Below are 17,707 nucleotides of genomic sequence, written 5' to 3' on the forward strand. Positions count from 1 at the left end.
TCCGCGCCGCGGCCCTGGCCGTGGTGGGCACGCTCGCGCTCGGTCCCTGTGCTGGTGGATGCTCAGGGGACGCGCACGCCGCCATCGAGGCAGACGACGAGCCAGCGCTGCACGACCCAGCGGTGTTGGCAGCGCAGCGTGCGGCGGCGGTCGCAGAGGAAGAGCGCCGTCAGGCCGCGGCCACGGCGGAGCGGGCGCGTGCTGCCGCCGAGCGAGCCCAGGCCGCGCGGGCGACACAGGAAGCCGCCCAGAGCGCCGCAGAAGCCGCCGAGCGAGCGCGCGTGGCAGCCGCCGCCGCGGAGGAGGAGCGGCGCCAAGCCGAAGCGCGCGCGTTCGAGCGCGCGTACCCGCTCGAGGGCATGACCACCCACTTCCTTTCGCGGGTCTACGCGCAGGCGTCCACATCCTCCGCGGTCATCGGGTACATGCGACGTGGCTCACGCTTTCGCGCCACCGAGCAGCAGGCCACACGCGGGTGCGCCGGAGGCTGGCATCGCGTGCCTGGGAGCGGGTACGTGTGCCGCGGCGAGGGGGTCATCGTGGGCCGAGGCCCCCAGAGCTTCTCTCCCGTGCCGCGTGAGCCTGCGCTCGAGGACGCACTCCCGTACTTGTACGCCTACGCGACCGAGGACGACGTGCCGCAGTATTGGGGGCTCCCCGACGCCGCGCGCGAGTCGGCGGTACGCGACGTGCTCGGGTTGCTTCGTCGCCGTGAGGCGGCCGCCCGCGACCGGGCCGAGAATGCGTCGGCGGCGCGCGCCACACCGGAGCCAGGTCTGGCGGAGCCGGACGGAGACACGCCCGAAGGCAGCGAAGCCGCGCCAGACGAGACGGGCGGGGAGCACGCCGTCGAGGCGCCACCGCCTCCCGGACAGGTCACCACCGCCGAGGACGAAGGGGACGTCCAGCTCGAGGAGACACCGCCAGAGCTCCCGGACTACGTGCGCATGCGCATGCAGCGTGGGTTCTACGTCAGCCTGGACCGGGAGGAGCGGGTCGACGGGCGTACGTGGTACCGCACGGTGCGCGGCGCCTACGTCCGCGCGGCCCAGATGCGTCAGAGCGCTCCGACGTCGGTCCGCGGCGTCGTCGTCGGTGGGCGCTGGTCGCTACCCATCGCGTTCGTCTATCGCCACGGCACACGGCGCCTGCTCCGTCGCGCATCGGATGGGTCTCTCTTGGACCGCGGAGTGGCGGAGATCGGGACCCCCATCGCGGTCACGGAGCGCACGCGCTGGCGACGCAACGAGTACGCCGTAGGGCATGATGGGTCGATGTTTCGCACCAGCTCGTTGCGCCACGCCGAGCAGCACCCGCGCCCGGACGGCGTCCCCGCCGACGGCCGCTGGATCCATGTCGATCTCAGCGAGCAGACGCTGGTGGCGTACGAGGGGGACCGGCCCGTGTTCGCCACCATCGTGTCCACCGGCGCGCCCGGCTTCGAGACGCCACGCGGGCTGTACCGGATCCAGTCGAAGCACGTGTCCACCACCATGGACAACCTGGCCGCCGCCGACACGGCTTACTCCATCGAAGATGTGCCGTGGACGATGTACTTCGAAGGGAACTACGCGCTCCACGGAGCGTTCTGGCACTCCAACTTCGGGAGAGTGCGCAGCCACGGTTGCGTCAACCTGGCACCCACGGACGCGAGGTGGATCTTTCGCTGGAGCACCCCGACCTTGCCCGAGTCGTGGCACGGCGCCTTCGCGACGCGTCGCTCACCTGGTACGCACGTCTTCATCACCGAGTAGCGCCCGAGCGTGGTCGATGTCACGCGTCTGAAACAATCGTCGTGTATGTTCGCGGCGATGTTGGCCCCCGACCTGACGGTGCGTGTCGAGCACCACCCGACCTTCACGCGCTACGGCTTTCGCGGCGAGCTGCCGTTGCTTTGGACCGAGCGCCTGGCCGAGGGGCTCGCGGCGTTGGGGGAGGACATCGCCGAGCTCCGGGCCGAGCGCGCGTCCGGCGTGTGGGACGTGATGGTGGACGTCCGTGGCGCGGGGCGCGTGGATGTGCTGCACCTCCTGCGGGACACCCCGAGCCGGGGCCGTCCGAGCGCCCCCCACCTCCTCGAGTCGTTCGACGTGGTCCGCGCATCAGACCAGAGCTTGGAGCTGAGCGTGCGCGCCGAAGACCGCGCGGGCTTCCTCGCCTTCCTCTTGCGAGAGCTGCGCACCCTGGCGCTGTTCCCGTCACATGTCAGCGCACGATCCCGTGGCGCGCTGGCGGACGATCGTCTGGGCCTGGTGAGCGTCGGCGGCGCCGCGCCGAGTGAGGATACGGCACGGGCGCTGCGGAGCTTGCTTCACACGCACACGCGTGTGGCGCCCGCTGTGTTGCGCGCCATCAGCTGAAGCCTGGGGTGCGCGATGGCTCGTCGCGGCAACGCGTCGGCGGCCCCCCGCGCCGCCCGCGCGAGCGAGCACGACGCGTTCAGCGTAAGAACGCGCGCGGATCGTCCGGCCGGATGTCGATGTGGAAGTGATCCCGGTGCCCCTCGTTGTAGTTGGGCGTGAGCATCGACTGGAATTGCCCGCTGCGATACACGTCGCACGCGATGCGGCGCAGGACGCGCGCGGCGCCGCTGCTCGGCTGCGGCCCGGAGCACGTGCGCTGGTCGGGCGTGGCCTGATAGTGCGCCTGCACCGACAGCCACCCTCGCCCCCGGTACAGCCGGTTGATGTCGAGGGCCATGCCCATGGTGTGAAAGCTGGAGAAGGGCTCCTCCCGATACGCGCTGAGCACCTCGACCCCCTCCACGCCATGACGCTTCAGGATGGCCACCAGCGCGGGCAAGCGCGCCGCGAGCTCACAGGCGATCAGGATGGGGCGCTCGCTGTGGGCCGAGAGGAACCAGACCCCGTCCACGGGGCCGAGCAGCTCGACGGGGGAGGGCACCGGCGTGCTCAGGTCCGGGCGCCGGCGCGCCGCGACGCCCTTCTGCTCCAGGTCCCTCAGGCACTCGGCCTCCGGCCGCACCGAGAACTGCTGCTCGGCGCGCACGCGCCACTCGGCGCCGGGGATCTGGGCGCGGAAGTTGTAGAACTCGGGGATGCGCTCCCACATGGCCCGGGCGGCGGGGCCCGCCGGGTCGGTCTCAGAGGCCAAGAAGCGCGCAGGCGGGCCTGGTACGGCCGGCGCGCGGGGAATCGGCAGGCTGGACGCAATCGGCGCGCTCTCGTCGTCGTCCCCGCCTCCTTCGCCCCGCGCGTGCGGCTCGGTGGGGCCGGTGGGAGCGGCCGCGGTGGTCGCTCCGGGCAGCTGCCAGTGGTCGTCGAAGAAGCCCGATGCGACCTCGGGGTTGCGCCGGCCCGCCACCCGGGGCTGTGTGTTGCGCACGGTCGCCTGGTTGTAGACGAACCAGTCCGGGAGCCACTCGGGGAGGTTGCTCGCCGCACGGATGATCGCTGCGTTCACCCCGGTCGAGACGATCAGGTAGCGCTCGGGGTGCTCGGGGTTCGGGTAGATGTAACGCACGCCCACGTCGTTCCCCGTGTAGCGCTGCGTTCCGACGACGACGGCGTTGCCCTCCACCTGGATGGGGAGGCTCCCCGCGAGACGGTCCAACACCACGTTGTCCCCAGGCGCGCCATAGAGCATGAGCGTGGCGTCGCGGTAGCGCGCGTCGCCTGCGTCGGTGTCGGGGATGACCTCCTGGCGGATGTCCCAGCCCCACAGCAGGAAGCCGCGCGCGCCCCGCTCGGCGGCCGCCCGCAGGTCGGCGGTGCTGCCCTCACGTTGGGTGCCGTAGACGTGCACGATGCGCCCGTAGTAGGCGTCCCCCACGGGTCCGCTCAGGCCTGGGCGCTTGACCAGCTGGCCTGCGGTCTGGGGGAGCTGCCCGGTGCGCCAGTGCCCTTCGACCCGGGCGAGCAGGAGGTGCGTGCCGAGCGACTCGCGCGCGCCTCGGTACACCTCGTGCCCGTCCACGGTCAGCGTCACCTCGTCGGACACGGCCCCCGTGAAGGGCATGTCGGCCACGTGCAGCCGCATGGCGGAGAGGTTCTCGGTGGTGATGGTCGCGGCCCGCTCGTGGACTCGACCGTGCGCCTTGCCGAGCGTGCCGAAGTGGGTGAAGCGCGTCGCCTCGACCCAGTGCTGACGGGCTGCGCGATAGTCGCCGCTCACCAGCCGCACCTCCGCGGGGCGTGGGTCACGCGGGGTCATCAGCTGCGGGAACATGCGCCCGTGCCGGATGGCCAGGTAGAGGATGTCGTGCCCGGCGTCGAACCACGTCTCGTTGTTGGGGACGCCCAGCTCGCGCATCTGGCGGCTGAAGGCGTTGACGTAGTCGGGCCGCATGGGTCCACCGTCCGACCGTCCGTGGTAGTAGTGAAAGCGCGTGTTGGCCGTGTTCTCCGCGAGGTGCAGCCCCGACCACGGCGTGACCACCCGGCGATCCGTGGCGCTGGTGCGTCCCAGGTACTGCAGCCAGCTGGGCGCGCCCGCCATGGCCTGTACGTGCGAGAAGCGCCACGAGTGCCGCGTCCCGATGGCGTAGGCGCCGACCCCGCCGTTGGACAGGCCAGCGAGCACCACGCGGTTCTCGTCCACGGGGTAGTGACGCTGCACGTCCGTCAGCACGTCGAGCACGTCCTGCTCGCCCATGTAGCGCCACATCACCTGCCCGAAGCCGGTGGGGGCGACCACGATCCAGTCCGGGGTCCAGCGCGCCGTGAACTCGTCGTAGAGGTGCTGGTCGTAGGTCTCCCAGTCGAGGTTCTGGCCCATCACCACGCCCAGGAAGAGGTTCCCGTTGGAGGACCCGCCGTGGAGCGCGATGTACAGGGGATAGCGCCGGTTGGGGTCGTAGTCGGGCGGCAGATAGACCGAGTAGCTCTGCGTGGACTGGCTGATGGGCGAGCGGTAGGCGCGCGCGGTGAGCTTTCCCGCTTCTTCCTGGAAGGGGTCGTGACCAGCTTCGGCGCGGTCGAGGTAGCGGGCCGCGCGACGGCGCCACGCACGTGACGCGTCCGAGTGGTTGCGGCGGATGGCGGCGGCGGTCTCGACCGTGTACTCGAGGCTCAGGATGGTCCCCGCCGGGAGCGAGCTGCCGCTCTGGCGCAGGGCCCGCACGCGCCGCTCCAGCTCGGCCTGGTCGGGGTCGGGGGGCTGGGCCACGGCGGTTGTGGCGGTCGAGGCGAGCAGCCCCACGCACAGGGACAGCACGGAGGACCAGGTGCAAGGGAGCGAGGACCGGGAGGCGCGGTGCGCCCCACCCAGGCGCGGTTCGGCGAGCGACATGCCGTACTGTAGCGCCGCGCTGCGACGATTCCAGGGCGGGCCCCTGTACTGCCCCCCTCGAATCTCGGTTGAACCGCGCGGCAGGGCGCGGTAAGCCCCGTCCAGCTTTTCTGGAGATCCGCACATGAGCACCCGCATCGAATCCGACTCCATGGGCACCATCGAGGTCCCGAACGACCGCTACTACGGCGCGCAGACCATGCGCTCGCGCATGAACTTCCGCATCGGCGAGGAGCGCATGCCGACGGACATCATCCGCGCGTTCGGCATCCTCAAGAAGGCGGCGGCGCAGACCAACCAGGCCCTCGGGAACCTGGATGCGACCATCGCGGACCTCATCGTGAAGGCCGCAGACGAGGTCATCGCGGGCACGCTCGACGACCACTTCCCGCTCGTCGTGTGGCAGACCGGCTCGGGCACGCAGAGCAACATGAACGTGAACGAGGTCATCTCGAACCGCGCCATCGAGATGGCCGGCGGCGAGATGGGTAGCAAGAAGCCCGTCCACCCGAACGACCACGTCAACAAGTCGCAGTCCTCGAACGACACGTACCCCACGGCGATGCACATCGCGGCGGTCATGAAGATCGAGCGCGAGCTGTTCCCCAAGGTGCGGCGCCTGCGCGACACGCTCGAGAAGAAGTCCGAGGAGTTCGCCGACATCGTGAAGATCGGCCGCACGCACCTGCAGGACGCGACACCCCTCACCTTGGGCCAGGAGATCAGCGGCTGGGTGGCGCAGCTGGACGCTGCCCTGCGCGCGGTGGACGCCACGCTGCCGCAGCTGCGCGAGCTGGCGCTGGGCGGCACGGCCGTCGGCACGGGGCTCAACACGCACCCCGACTACGCGGTGAAGGTGGCCGAGCAGATCTCGGCCCTGGCCGGCACGCAGTTCGTCACCGCCCCCAACAAGTTCGCGGCCCTCGCGGGGCACGACGCCTACGTGGGCACCAGCGGGGCGCTCAAGCAGCTGGCCGCAGCCTTGATGAAGATCGCCAACGACGTGCGCTGGCTGGCCAGCGGTCCGCGCTGCGGCATCGGCGAGCTGACCATCCCCGAAAACGAGCCTGGCAGCTCCATCATGCCGGGCAAGGTCAACCCGACCCAGTGCGAGGCCACCACCATGGTGTGCGTGCAGGTCTTCGGGAACGACGCGGCCATCGGCTTCGCGGGCTCGCAGGGCAACTTCGAGCTCAACGTCTACAAGCCGGTGCTGGCGTACAACCTGCTGCAGTCCATCCGTCTGCTGGCCGACTGCTCCGAGAGCTTCGAGGAGCACTGCGTCTCCGGCCTCGAGCCCAACCGCGCCACCATCGACCAGAAGCTGCACGGCTCGCTCATGCTGGTGACCGCCCTCAACCCGCACATCGGCTACGACAACGCGGCCAAGGTCGCCAAGCACGCCTACAAGTCGGGCGGCACGCTCAAGGCGGCGGCCATCGAGCTGGGGCTGCTCACCGCTGAGCAGTTCGACGCGTGGGTGAAGCCCGAGGACATGGTCGGCTCGCTGAAGGTCAAGAAGTCGTGAGCGGCGCGGTCGAGATCCGCGAGCACCGCATGGGCCTCGACCTCGAGGACTTCATCCGCGTCCAGTACGACATCTTCCGCAACGACCCGGCCTACATCCCGCCGCTCGAGATGGAGCTGCGGGACCGGCTGACGCCCGGCAAGAACCCCCTCTTCGAGCACGCCGAGGGCACCCTCTTCACGGCCTGGCGCGGCGGCAAGTTGGTGGGGCGCTGCTCGGCGCAGATCGACCGCGAGCACCTCCGGGTGCACCAGGACGAGACGGGCTTCTTCGGCTTCCTCGACACCATCGACGACGCCGCCGTGGCGCACCGTCTCTTGGAGTCCGCCGAATCGTGGCTGCGCGCGCGCGGCATGAAGCGCGTGCGTGGCCCCTTCTCGCTCACCATCAACGAAGAGTCGGGCGTGCTCATCGACGGCTTCGAGCACCCCCCGGTGCTGATGATGCCGCACTCGACGCGCTACCAGGCCGGTCTCATCGAGAGCTACGGCTACGAGAAGGTGCAGGACCTCTTCGCGTGGAAGTACGTGGTGGAAGAGCCTCCGCCTCGCGCCGCCAAGGCCCACGCCGACATGATGGCGCTGCCCGAGGTGCGCTTCCGCAGCGTCGACAAGTCGCGCATGCGGGCCGAGGTGGACACGCTGGTCGAGATCTTCAACGACGCGTGGAGCGAGAACTGGGGCTTCGTGCCTGCCACCGAGGCCGAGGTCGCCAAGATGGCCTCCGACTTCAAGCTGCTGCTCGACCCGGACCTGGCCTTCTTTGCCGAGGTCGAAGGGCGCGAGGTCGGCATGGTGGTGTGCATCCCCAACCTGAACGAGGCGGCTCACGACCTCAACGGCAAGCTGCTCCCGTTCGGCTGGGCCAAGCTCCTGTATCGGCTGAAGGTGCAGGGCACGTCGTCGGCGCGCCTCATCCTGCTCGGACTGCGGCAGGAGATGCGCGCCAAGAAGCGCTACGGCGCGCTGTCGACCGCCATGTACGCCGAGCTCGCCTACCGGGGCATGAAGAAGCCCCAGTACAAGTGGGCCGAGCTCAGCTGGACCCTCGAAGACAACCGGCCCATCAACCTCGGGATCAAGGCGATGCGAGGCAAGGTCTACAAGACGTACCGCGTGTACGAGAAGGCTCTCTGATGCTGACGACGGGCGTGATGCCGCTGGCCCTCAGGGCCCTGCACGTGGTGGGAGCGATCCTGTGGATTGGCGGGGTGGCCTTCGTCGGCAGCCTTGGCGCCGCGGCCGAAGCGGCCGATGTGGATGGCCAGAAGGTGGCGCGTCTCGGGCGTCGCGGCCTGCTCGAGCGCGTCACGGTCGGGATGGGCATCGCGTGGGTCGGTGGGCTCCTCATCCTGGTGCCGTCGTTCAGCAACATCTACGCGCGCGCGGGTTGGATGCACGCCAAACTCACGCTCGTGTTGGTCGCGTCGGCGCTGACGGGTGTGCTCTCGGGGCATCTGCGTAAGGCGGCCAACGGCGACGTCCCGTTCTCCCTGGCCAAGGCTCGGGGCCTGTCGAGCGCGGTGCTGGCGGTCGCCACGCTGGTGGTGTTCCTCGCGATGATGAAGCCCTTCTGAGCGCTCGAGGGGTTGGTCGCGCGCGTGAACGGGAAGTCACGCGCCGGGCACGGCGTGAACCCTCGTCGATGTCCTTGGTCACTCCCGGTCTCGGTTGATAGCCTGTGGGCAACGCGCTTGCTCGTTGGCACGCGCGTCGCATAGCGCGACGTCGCAGCCCCGACCTTCACCTGAGCTCGACCATGCCCAACAACCATCGCCTCACCCACTCATCATCTCTTCACCACAAGCGGATGGCGCGCCTCGGTCCGTTGGCCCTCCTCGCGGCAGCCGTCGCGGCCCTCGGCGGGTGCGGTGGAGACCCCCTGCTGGTCGTGGGCCGCGTGGACGTCTCGGTCGACGCCAACACCACGTTGGTCGTCGATTTCCCGGTCGCCACCACGCTCGTGCGTTCCCCTCGGGCCATCAACACCAGCGTCGCTGGGGACTGCACCGTCACCCGCGATGCGTTCGACGTGGTCATCGCGCGCGACGAGAGCAGCGCGGGCCTGCACACCCTGCACGTCACATCGACCACAGCCTCGGTGGAGATCGACGGTGACACGTACGAGGCGGCGACCGCGGACGGTGCATGCTTCATCGAAGCTTCGGCGATGGACGCGAGCTACGGCACCGTGACCTTCGACGTGGACTGCACGCTCCGCGACGGCGCGGGGGGGAGCGTCAGCGCCGTGGGCACCCTGACGCTCGAAGGCTGCCACTGACTCGCACGGGCTCCGGGCTGCCGCGCGCCTGGGAGCGTTCCCAGGAGCGTCGCCACAGCGCATCGTCGTGGTGAACGAGAGACTCCTTGTTCGCTCAGCGTCCCCGCCAGCGCCGTCGCGGCCCGGTGTCCAAGTGGACGAAGTTGCTGTGGGAGTAACGTCCGACGCCGCCGTCGTGGGTGTGCTCCAGCTCCGACGTCAGGCCGGGCGTGGCCACGCCCGGAATGCGAAAGTCGAGGGCCGCGCCCGTCATGTGGTAGCTCGACTCTGCGACTTCGTGCCCCTTCTTCCGTAGGTGCGCGTTGAACTTCGGCGAGCGATAGCCGCTGATCACGTGCACCCGGCGACGCCCTTCGCGGCGCGCGAGGGTCGCTGCGATCGCAAAGGGCTCGACGTGCATGGCGCCCTCGGCCCCCGTCACGCGACACCGCAAGAAGCGATTGAGCACGGCGGGCGCAGGGAGGGCCTCCACGCCGAGGGGTAGGATCTGCCGTGTGTGGATGTTCCAGAAGGTCAGGTCGAAGCGCTCGGTGCGGTTCGCCGTTGCCGCTCCGCGCGCGCGGTCCGCGGCCTTGCGACTGCCATCCACGTGGGTAGCTCGGAGGCGCAAGGGCGCCTCGACCCTCACCTGCGGGCGCGGAGGTCGAGCCAGCGCGATGGGGAGCACGAAGCCTGTGATGGCACCCGCGCCCAGCGCCGCGACGGCGCCCGCCAGACGTTCCAGCAGCTCAGTCACCTAGGCAGCTTGCCAACCCGGGCGCGGGCCGGCCACTTCTCAACTCGTGGAGTCGAGCGCGTCGCTCGGGACGGCTACGGTCACGCGGTTTCGGCCCTGCTTCTTCGCGCGGTAGAGCGCGCGGTCCGCGACCTTGACCAGCTCACTCTCGGCCTTGGCGGAGGTGGCGATCATGGTGGCGACGCCGATGCTCACGGTCACATGAGAGGCGGTGGGAGAGTCTGGGTGGACCACCTCGAGGCGCTGGACGCGGTAGAGGATGGTCTTGGCCACCTGCTCCGCCCCACCTTCGTCGGTCGCCGGGAGGATCACGGCGAACTCTTCTCCTCCATAGCGGGCCGGGAGGTCGTTCAGCCGGGCGGCGGTCATCGCCAAGACCGACGCCACCTCCCTGAGGCATGCGTCCCCAGCCTGGTGACCGAGCGAGTCGTTGAAGCGCTTGAAGTGATCGATGTCGATCATCAGGAGGGACAGCGGCGCCCCCGTGCGCGTGCTCTGCTGCCACTCGCGCCTCAACCGAAGGTCGAACACGCGCCGGTTGGCGATGCTGGTCAAGGGGTCCTCGCGGGACATGCGGTCGAGGTCTCGCGCCAGGTTGTCGATCACGCGGGCGCGACGGATCCCGATGGAGACATACCCAGCGAGCAGGAACGACGCGAGCAGACCACCGAGCAAGACGGACCACGGGGAGCCTGTGTGTCCTTCGCGGAGGTACTGGGGCCCGGCGTCGCTCGACACGAGCCAGGTGCGGCCAGCGACCCGAAGAGAGCGCGACCGCCGGAACGGTGCTTCGGCCTGCGCCTCGCCCCCCGCCCACATCAGCCGCCGGTTGGTGGCGTCAGTGACGTCGTACACGCGAACCGTGATGTCCTCGGCGAAGTGACGTAGAGCCTCGCGCATCAGGTCCGATACGCGAAACACGCCCATGACCGCGCCCCGAGGCCGGCGCCCCCTGCGAGCGTAGGCGTCGAACACCGGCACGAACACGGTCAGCACGGTGCTCGACTCCGCGCGACCACGGTCCGCGAGCGACATCGCGGGGCCGGTGGCGGTGGCCTCACCGCTGCCCAGGGCGCGCAGAAGGGCCGCCGAGCGCGCCGGCTCCGAGAGCAGGTTCAGGCCGATCAAGCGTCGGTTGGCTTCCACAGGGAAGGTGCTCGCGATCGGGTAGAACTCGTCGCGCGGTGTCGCCCGCCGTAGCTCGCCTTCATCGAGATCGACGATCGCCTGAGGGGCGTCCAGCTCGGTGCTCAGCACCTCCTCGAAGTGCGCGCGGTCTCCACCGGCGACCCGCGGCACCCAGGCGAGCGTCTCCACCTCGGCGACGCGTTCGAACAGTGGCATGGCGAAGTGCTCGAGCCCCGCCTGGTCGACGCTGTCACGGGAGTCGACGTACGCGTACAGCGCGTTGAGGGCCCACAGGCGGGAGTCCAGCATGCCCTCGATGGTTGCTACCCGCGCCTCGGACGCGCGGCCGAAGCGCGCCTCCAGCGCGTTGTCCTCCGCCGCGCGTGCGAAGCCGAAGCCGGCGTAGGCGAGCGCGCTGCCCACCACCAGCACCGCCAGCGCTGGCCCATATCCCAGAGAGCGGTGCAGTGAGCTTCCCTGTGTGTTGGTCTGGTCCGACAACGATGCCCCTCGGGGAGTGTATCATGCGTTCCGCGACGACGTTGTGATTGTCGAATTTTCCGTCTCCATGGAAATCGGGTGCGCAGGGAGGCGATGCGGAGACGCGCAACACGGTGGCCCAGCGCCCGACAACGCCCCCGTCCACGAGTCACCAGGAGCCATCCATGCCGACAATAGGTCCTCTCGCAGTCTCTCCAGTCCCCTCCAGCCCGACCTCCCAAGCCGCTCCGTCCGAGAATGCGGGTGCATCGTTTCGGGACAGCCTCCGCCGTGTGGCGGCTGGGATTGCCGCGGACGAGCGCGCGATGGATCGCGCCATGACGGCTGGTTCACGCGGCCAGCTCGCACCCGAGGCGCTCATCGCGCTCCAAGCCCGGGTCTATCGCCACACCCAAGAGCTGGAGCTCGGCAGCAAGGTGGCGGACAAGGCGGCCGGTGCCGTCAAGCAGACCCTCCAGTCTCAGCAGTAGCGCGTGCTGCTGGGGTCAGTGACACACTGCCAGCGCCAGCCGCCAGCGGTCGGTTCCGCGGGAAGCGCTGCTGGTGCTCGGAGCACAGTGGCCCGTCCGGGGGTGCGCCCCGTCGAGCAGGAGAGAGAGCGCGGCCAGCGTGTCCTCGGCGCGCTGTCGCTCCGCGTGCGGCACGTCGGCCCCGGTGGAGGCCAGATCCAGCACGGCGGCGTACGCGTCCACAGCCTCCGTGAAGGCTCCGACGGCCTGCGCGACGTCCGCACGGCGCGCCTGCGTGGCCCACCGTCGTGGGTGCCGGCGCGCCGCCCCACGCAAGAGCGCCAGCGCTTGCCGTGCTTGGTTGTTCGCCTCGAGGGCCTGGCTCAGAATCAGCAGCAGGCCCTCGTCATCCGGGGAGCGGATCCGACCCGTCTCGAGGGCGGCGATTGCGTCCGCGCGGCGCCCGAGGTCGAGCAAGGTCCGACCGAGCGCCGCATAGGGCTCTGGGGCGGAGGGCTGCGCGCGTCGGGCGTCCTCGAAGTGAGCGATGGCCAGGCTGGGCTGCCCCGCCTCGATGCGCGCGTTGCCCAGGATCAGCTCGCGCTCCATCCGCGCTTGGCGTCGCGCGGCGAGGTCGTCGTCTGCGATCTGCGCTACGGCTCGGCCTGGATCGACCTGCCAGAGCACGACGAGGGCGAGCACGGGAGGCAGGGCCCATCGGGCGCCGTCGTGTCGTGTGAGACGTGGCATCAGGACCCCAGTGTAACGGCGCGAGGCTGCGTCGATCAGCGGATCTCGGCCAACAGTTCGCGCAGTCGGTCGAGTCCCTTGTGGTGCAGCCTGCTGGCCCACGAGATGCTCAGGCCCAGGCCCTGGGCCACCTCGTCGAGCGGGCGCTCCTCGAGGTAGTACCCAACCAGGATGAAGCGCTCCCGCTCGGGGAGCTGCGTCAACGCCGCCCGGAGCACGTCTCGCTGCTCGCGGCGAAGCAGTGGCGCGTCCGGCGCGACCATGTCGTCTGGGTCGGCGTCGACGCAGCTGGCCACGAACGACGTGGTCAGTCGAGCCAGGGTGCGCTGGATGGCCTCGGCGCTCTGCTCCGGCGTTCGGCCCGAGACGTTGGCGCCGCGTTCGAAGCCGGCGTGTTCCGCGATGTCGTCCGCAGCGTGCTGTCGCTTCGTACGCAGCATGCTCTTCGGGGGTGCGTCCACCATCTTGCGCACCCCATCCAGCATGGCTCCTCGGATGCGATAGTAGGCGAAGGTGGCGAAGCGGGCGCCGCGCGACGGGTCGAAACGCGAGTGGGCCTCCAGCAGCCCCTGAATTCCGAACGCTTCCAGGTCCTCCACGGGGACGTGGTTGCCCATCTCGCGTCGCACCCGCCGAGCGATGGCGATGATCAGGGGCTTGTGCTCGCGTAGGATCGCGTCGCGGTCAGTGTCGCTCATGGCAGTCAGGTGGGAAGTGCGCCCCCTCGGAGCACACGCTCGTACATGTGGGGACTTTGACGCGAAAGCTACGAAGCGCCAGCCGCCGCCTTGCGCTGGTGTCGGGTGTGGCTCTAGCCTTGCACGGACATGAGCACGCCCTCGCGCCCTGGACTGGCACGGACCGATCGCGGCGTCTCCCGGCCACTGCGCGCGTGGCTGGCGCGCGCGGTGCAAGACGACGCTGCCCTCTCGGAGCTCGCGCTGGCCTTCAACGCCCACACGCTCGCAGAGCGGCGGCAGCTGGCGAGCTTGCTCCATCGCGACATGGCGTCCGAGCAGCTCGACCCCGAGCGCGCTCAGGCGTTGTTCGCCGCCATGCTCGCCCTCGAGGAAGATCCCTCGCTGCAGGCCGAGTTGGTGGACAGGCTGCGCGCGCTCGAGCCGGCGGTCGCTGGGTTCGTGTATGGGGACGAGGGCCGCGGGGGCGCGCTCATCGCGCGAGAGCGTGCGCCCGCGCGCTGGGACTGCCTCCTGGTCCATTGGCAGGCCGAGCGTGCGACGCGGGTCGACTACGCAGAGGTCGACGCATCCGAGGCCGCCGACGTGCTCGCGGGCCTCGCGACGGGCGCTGGGAACACCCCCCGTCGGTCTGGGCCCGAGCGGGTCGTGGCTCATCCGCAGATTCCCTGGCGGCAGGTGAGCGCCCGGGTCGCCTGCGAGCGGCTTGGATTGCCCCTGCTGCGTTTCACACGAGAGGGCGGGGCGCTACCACGCGAGGCCGAGCGCTTCGCTGGCATGGTCGCGCGAGGCTGACGCGATGGCGACCGTGCTTCACATCGAGGACGATCCCGTCAATCGCCGGCTCGTCACCAAGCTCCTCGGCGCTGCGGGCCATCGCGTCGTCGACGCCGCGACGGGGCTCGAGGGTATCCGTGTCGCGGCAGAGCTGAACCCGGACCTGATCCTCGTGGACATCAACATCCCAGACCTGGACGGGTACGAGGTGACGCTGCGCCTGCGGGGGATCCCGTCCCTGGCCACGACGCCCATCGTCGCGATCACGGCGGAGGGCGACCGCGAGACCAGCCTCGCGGTGGGTTGCGACGGATTCATCGGGAAGCCAATCGACGCGCGGGTGTTCGCGCGCCGCATCGAACGCTTCATGGCGGGTCGCCGTGAGCGCGGCGACGTCGCCAGCGGTGAGCAGCGCCTGCGCGTGAAGAGCCAAGAGATCGTCGCGCGCCTCGAGGCCAAGGTGCGCGAGCTGTCCGACGCCAACGTTCGCCTCGAGGAGATGGCGCGCCTGCGGCGGGAGTTCCTGCGCAACGTCACGCACGAGCTCGCGACGCCGATGACGCCCGTCGTCGGATACTTGAGGCTCCTGCAGAACCAGGATCTGGGACCGCTGACCCCGGCTCAGATCAAGTGCGTCGAGGCGATGACGACGTCCACCGAGCGGCTGCGGTCGGTGGTGGACCTCCTCCTCGACGTGAGCACGTTCGAGACCGGAAACATGGCGTTCACCTCGCGACGCTACGACTTCCTGGCGGTGGCTGGCGAGGCCATCGACGAGGTGCGCGGGCTCGCGGCGTCACTCGACGTGGAGATCGTGCAGGAGCCCGCAGCTCGCGGCCCCGAGTGCATCGGGGATGCCGACAAGCTGCGACGGGCCATGGTCCACGTGCTGGACAACGCCGTGAAGTTCTCGCCAGCGGGGGCACAAGTATGCGTGGCCGTGAGGCGGGTCGACGGGAGCGCCGCGGACGGGGCGGCTCCCCGCGGATACACCCTGTTGGTCGCGGACGACGGTCCGGGCGTGTCCTCGGCCAAGATCGAGCGCGTCTTCGACCCGTTCTATCAGGTGGACGGGACGCGCACCCGCAAGCACCAGGGCGTCGGGCTGGGGCTCGCGTTCTCGCGCCGCGTGTTCGAGGCCCACGCCGGCAGCGTGACCATGCAGTCGCCGCCACGCGAGGACGTGGCCGGGCACCGCTCGCGGGGCGCGCTGGTTGAGCTCACGGTCAGCCGTGACGGGGGTGCGCAGAGGCCCGCGTCTTGATCTACTTGGACCACCACGCGGCGACGCCCATGGTGGCGGCGGCCGTGCGCGCGATGGCGGACGCCGGTGACCGCGCGTGGGCCAACCCGTCCAGCGTCCACGGAGCGGGCCGCGCCGCACGCGCTCTCTTGGAGACGGCGCGCGGGCAGGTCGCGGCGGCCCTCGGGGCAGCACCGGCGAACGTGGTGCTCACCTCCGGAGGTACGGAGGCCTGCAACCTGGGTGTGCGCGGGCTGCTGGGGTTGGACGGCAGCAGCGGACGGGTCCTCGTCAGCGCCCTGGAGCACCCCGCCGTGCGCGCGACCGCGGAGTCTGCGGGCGAGGTGACGGTCTTGCCCGTGTGCGCGGCCGACCTGGACCAGGCGGAGGCGGCGCTCGCGAACCTCGCTCCTGGGGATGTGCTGGCCGTGCAGTGGGTCAACCACGAGACGGGCGTCGTGTTGCCCGTGTCGGCGTGGGCGCAGCGGGCCCGGGAGCGTGGCGCGCGCGTGTTCGTCGACGCCACGCAGGCGTTCGGGAAGTGGCCGCTACAGCTCGAGAGCAGCCCCTTCGACGCTGTCGCGGTGACGGGTCAGAAGGTCGGTGCCCCGGCGGGGACGGGCGCGCTCTGGATCCGGCGCGGCCACGATCTCGTTCCGGTGCTCACGGGTGGGGCCCAGGAGCGGGGGCGTCGCGCAGGCACCCCCTCGGTGCTCGCCCAGGTCGGCTTCGGCGCTGCGTGCGAAGCGTTGGCGGACTCGTCGGACTGGCTGGCACGCGCGGGGGCGCTCCGGGACCGACTGGAGCGGCACGCCATCGCGCTGGGCGGGCGCGTCAATGGCGTCCCGCTGCCTCGGGTCGAGAGCGTCACCCAGGTTGCGTTTCCGGGTCAGCGGTCCGACCTGCTGGTCGCAGCGCTCGACGTGGAGGGAGTCTGCGCGTCGGCAGGGGCGGCGTGCTCGAGCGGTCTGACCGAGCCGGTCCGGTCGCTCCTCAGCCTGCATCCGGACGAGCCCTGGCGCGCCGTGGCCTCGGTGCGATTCAGCTTGGGACCGGGCACGACGGTCGACGACATCGAAGGTGCGTGTGTCGCGCTCGGGCAGGTGGTCGCCCGCGCGAGCGGCGCACCGTAGCGAAGACGGCGCGGTACGTACCAAGCACGCGCTCGGGTTGGGCGTCGGGCGGGCGTCCCGGGAAGGGTGCACCCGTAGGGGGACGCTGCTAGATCGCCCCGGTGTCCGAGCCTCAGCCGCCGCAGCGTGTCCTGGTCGCGATGAGCGGCGGCGTGGACTCGTCCGTCGCGGCCGCGCTGCTGCACGAGCAGGGGTACGACCTGATCGGCGTCACGCTGCACCTCTGGGACGCGAGCGGCGCGGAGCAGGTGGGTCGCTGCTGTGCCCCAGAGGACCGCGACGACGCTCGACGCACGTGCGAGGCCCTCGGCATCCCGCACTACGTGCTGGACGAGCGGGAGGCGTTTCGGAGGCACGTGGTCGAGCCGTTCTTGGACGAATACGCGCGCGGCCGCACGCCCGTGCCATGTGTCCAGTGCAACCGGACAGTCAAGCTCGTGCACCTCGCCGACCTCGCCACGCGCTTCGGCGCGTCGCACGTCGCCACGGGCCACTACGCGCGCGTCGAGCGCGACGTGAGGGGGACGCGGCTCTTGCGCGGCGTCGACCATGGCAAGGACCAGAGCTATTTCCTGTACGGTCTGCCCCAGGACACCCTCGGGCGCATGATCTTCCCCTTGGGCGGGCTCCAGAAGGAACAGACACGCGCCGAGGGGCGGCGGCTCGGGGTCCCCAACGCCGACAAGCCCGACAGCCAGGAGCTGTGCTTCGTGCCCGATGGGGACATCCGCGGCTTCGTGGGTCGGCAGCGTGGCGCGCCAGCGCCAGGCGTGTTCGTGGACGAGCGCGGTCGGGCCCTTGGGACGCATGGCGGGATCGAAGGGTTCACGGTCGGCCAACGTAAGGGGCTCGGGATGGGCGGGGGCAGCGGCAAACCGCGCTACGTGCTCCGCATCCTGCCCGCAGCACGAGAGGTCGTCCTGGGCGACGAGTCGGCGCTCGGCTCGCGCGTGGTGTGCGTGGACGAGGCGTCCTGGGTGACGGGCCGCCCGCCCGCGGGGCCCTTTGCCGGGCTCGTGCGGGTCCGCTACCGCCACACGCCCGCACCGGCGTGGGTCATCCCGACGGGCGCGGGTTTCGAGGCGCGCTTCGACGTGGAGCAGCGGGCGATTACGCCTGGCCAGGCCGCGGTGGTATACGTCGGGGATGAGGTCATCGGCGGCGGTTTCATCAGCGAGCCACAGCGGCAGGCGCAGCAGCATGCCTGATGGCGCGTCCCTGGCTTCTCGCGCAC

Annotated in this window: 16 protein-coding genes; 11 read left to right on the plus strand and 5 right to left on the minus strand. The window is 70.4% G+C overall.

The features are described 5' to 3' along the window. Positions 1–425 precede the first annotated feature (425 nt). Positions 426–1,754 carry a L,D-transpeptidase gene (locus tag H6726_14255; protein ID MCB9658810.1) on the plus strand — a complete coding sequence of 443 codons (1,329 nt, stop codon included), beginning with the start codon at positions 426–428 and terminating at the stop codon, positions 1,752–1,754. Between the two features lie 57 nt (positions 1,755–1,811). Beyond that, positions 1,812–2,360 (plus strand): hypothetical protein, encoded by a 549-nt coding sequence (locus H6726_14260; GenBank protein MCB9658811.1) that lies wholly within the window; start codon positions 1,812–1,814, stop codon positions 2,358–2,360. A gap of 79 nt (positions 2,361–2,439) precedes the next feature. Here H6726_14260 and H6726_14265 read toward each other — a convergent pair whose 3' ends face one another. Continuing rightward, positions 2,440–5,250, minus strand: coding sequence for an extensin family protein (locus tag H6726_14265; GenBank protein ID MCB9658812.1), 2,811 nt, complete (start codon positions 5,248–5,250; stop codon positions 2,440–2,442). Positions 5,251–5,374: 124 nt separating this feature from the next. Here H6726_14265 and fumC point away from each other — a divergent pair, with 124 nt between their 5' ends. The 4 genes from fumC to H6726_14285 all read left to right on the plus strand — a co-directional run bounded on the left by fumC (position 5,375) and on the right by H6726_14285 (position 9,058). Next, a complete protein-coding gene (fumC, locus tag H6726_14270) occupies positions 5,375–6,778 on the plus strand; it encodes a class II fumarate hydratase (GenBank protein ID MCB9658813.1) in 1,404 nt (467 codons plus the stop codon). Between the two features lie 29 nt (positions 6,779–6,807). Beyond that, on the plus strand, positions 6,808–7,914 hold the full coding sequence (locus H6726_14275) for a hypothetical protein (GenBank protein MCB9658814.1): 1,107 nt from the start codon (positions 6,808–6,810) through the stop codon (positions 7,912–7,914). Next, complete coding sequence (locus tag H6726_14280; GenBank protein MCB9658815.1) at positions 7,914–8,354, plus strand: CopD family protein; 441 nt, start codon at positions 7,914–7,916, stop codon at positions 8,352–8,354. Before H6726_14275 ends, H6726_14280 begins: the two co-directional genes overlap by 1 nt. Before the next feature lie 233 nt (positions 8,355–8,587). Further along, positions 8,588–9,058 carry a hypothetical protein gene (locus tag H6726_14285; protein ID MCB9658816.1) on the plus strand — a complete coding sequence of 157 codons (471 nt, stop codon included), beginning with the start codon at positions 8,588–8,590 and terminating at the stop codon, positions 9,056–9,058. A gap of 94 nt (positions 9,059–9,152) precedes the next feature. On the opposite strand, the gene H6726_14290 is transcribed toward H6726_14285, so the two are convergent. Together H6726_14290 and H6726_14295 are read right to left on the minus strand one after the other, a co-directional pair. Further along, positions 9,153–9,794 (minus strand): YcbK family protein, encoded by a 642-nt coding sequence (locus tag H6726_14290; GenBank protein ID MCB9658817.1) that lies wholly within the window; start codon positions 9,792–9,794, stop codon positions 9,153–9,155. A gap of 39 nt (positions 9,795–9,833) precedes the next feature. Then, a complete protein-coding gene (locus tag H6726_14295; protein ID MCB9658818.1) occupies positions 9,834–11,423 on the minus strand; it encodes a diguanylate cyclase in 1,590 nt (529 codons plus the stop codon). 317 nt (positions 11,424–11,740) lie between these two features. On the opposite strand from H6726_14295, the gene H6726_14300 reads away from it, so the two are divergent. Beyond that, positions 11,741–11,893, plus strand: coding sequence for a hypothetical protein (locus tag H6726_14300; protein ID MCB9658819.1), 153 nt, complete (start codon positions 11,741–11,743; stop codon positions 11,891–11,893). A 15-nt stretch (positions 11,894–11,908) separates the two neighbouring features. On the opposite strand, the gene H6726_14305 is transcribed toward H6726_14300, so the two are convergent. Together H6726_14305 and H6726_14310 are read right to left on the minus strand one after the other, a co-directional pair. Then, positions 11,909–12,622, minus strand: a complete 714-nt coding sequence (locus tag H6726_14305; GenBank protein ID MCB9658820.1) for a tetratricopeptide repeat protein — start codon at positions 12,620–12,622, stop codon at positions 11,909–11,911. Between the two features lie 35 nt (positions 12,623–12,657). Then, positions 12,658–13,320 carry a sigma-70 family RNA polymerase sigma factor gene (locus H6726_14310; protein ID MCB9658821.1) on the minus strand — a complete coding sequence of 221 codons (663 nt, stop codon included), beginning with the start codon at positions 13,318–13,320 and terminating at the stop codon, positions 12,658–12,660. A 129-nt stretch (positions 13,321–13,449) separates the two neighbouring features. On the opposite strand from H6726_14310, the gene H6726_14315 reads away from it, so the two are divergent. The 4 genes from H6726_14315 to mnmA all read left to right on the plus strand — a co-directional run bounded on the left by H6726_14315 (position 13,450) and on the right by mnmA (position 17,681). Further along, positions 13,450–14,115, plus strand: coding sequence for a hypothetical protein (locus tag H6726_14315; protein MCB9658822.1), 666 nt, complete (start codon positions 13,450–13,452; stop codon positions 14,113–14,115). A 4-nt stretch (positions 14,116–14,119) separates the two neighbouring features. Beyond that, positions 14,120–15,361 (plus strand): hybrid sensor histidine kinase/response regulator, encoded by a 1,242-nt coding sequence (locus tag H6726_14320; GenBank protein MCB9658823.1) that lies wholly within the window; start codon positions 14,120–14,122, stop codon positions 15,359–15,361. Then, positions 15,358–16,473, plus strand: a complete 1,116-nt coding sequence (locus tag H6726_14325) for an aminotransferase class V-fold PLP-dependent enzyme (protein MCB9658824.1) — start codon at positions 15,358–15,360, stop codon at positions 16,471–16,473. The genes H6726_14320 and H6726_14325 overlap by 4 nt, the downstream gene beginning before the upstream one ends. Positions 16,474–16,613: 140 nt before the next feature. Further along, positions 16,614–17,681 carry a tRNA 2-thiouridine(34) synthase MnmA gene (gene mnmA / locus H6726_14330; GenBank protein ID MCB9658825.1) on the plus strand — a complete coding sequence of 356 codons (1,068 nt, stop codon included), beginning with the start codon at positions 16,614–16,616 and terminating at the stop codon, positions 17,679–17,681. The last annotated feature ends 26 nt before the right edge of the window (positions 17,682–17,707 follow it).

The organism is Sandaracinaceae bacterium (assembly GCA_020633055.1).
GTDB lineage: Bacteria > Myxococcota_A > Polyangia > Polyangiales > Houyiibacteriaceae > JADJJE01.

What these genes read in the sequence shown, in the direction of transcription:
- H6726_14275 (MCB9658814.1), top strand. Translation starts at nt 6,808, where the DNA reads ATGGGCCTCGACCTCGAGGACTTCATCCGCGTCCAGTACGACATCTTC.
- H6726_14315 (MCB9658822.1), top strand. Translation starts at nt 13,450, where the DNA reads ATGAGCACGCCCTCGCGCCCTGGACTGGCACGGACCGATCGCGGCGTC.
- H6726_14320 (MCB9658823.1), top strand. Translation starts at nt 14,120, where the DNA reads ATGGCGACCGTGCTTCACATCGAGGACGATCCCGTCAATCGCCGGCTC.
- H6726_14305 (MCB9658820.1), bottom strand. Translation starts at nt 12,622, where the DNA reads ATGCCACGTCTCACACGACACGACGGCGCCCGATGGGCCCTGCCTCCC.
- H6726_14300 (MCB9658819.1), top strand. Translation starts at nt 11,741, where the DNA reads ATGACGGCTGGTTCACGCGGCCAGCTCGCACCCGAGGCGCTCATCGCG.
- H6726_14265 (MCB9658812.1), bottom strand. Translation starts at nt 5,250, where the DNA reads ATGTCGCTCGCCGAACCGCGCCTGGGTGGGGCGCACCGCGCCTCCCGG.
- mnmA (MCB9658825.1), top strand. Translation starts at nt 16,614, where the DNA reads ATGAGCGGCGGCGTGGACTCGTCCGTCGCGGCCGCGCTGCTGCACGAG.
- H6726_14280 (MCB9658815.1), top strand. Translation starts at nt 7,914, where the DNA reads ATGCTGACGACGGGCGTGATGCCGCTGGCCCTCAGGGCCCTGCACGTG.
- H6726_14285 (MCB9658816.1), top strand. Translation starts at nt 8,588, where the DNA reads ATGGCGCGCCTCGGTCCGTTGGCCCTCCTCGCGGCAGCCGTCGCGGCC.
- H6726_14260 (MCB9658811.1), top strand. Translation starts at nt 1,812, where the DNA reads ATGTTGGCCCCCGACCTGACGGTGCGTGTCGAGCACCACCCGACCTTC.
- H6726_14255 (MCB9658810.1), top strand. Translation starts at nt 426, where the DNA reads ATGCGACGTGGCTCACGCTTTCGCGCCACCGAGCAGCAGGCCACACGC.
- H6726_14310 (MCB9658821.1), bottom strand. Translation starts at nt 13,320, where the DNA reads ATGAGCGACACTGACCGCGACGCGATCCTACGCGAGCACAAGCCCCTG.
- fumC (MCB9658813.1), top strand. Translation starts at nt 5,375, where the DNA reads ATGAGCACCCGCATCGAATCCGACTCCATGGGCACCATCGAGGTCCCG.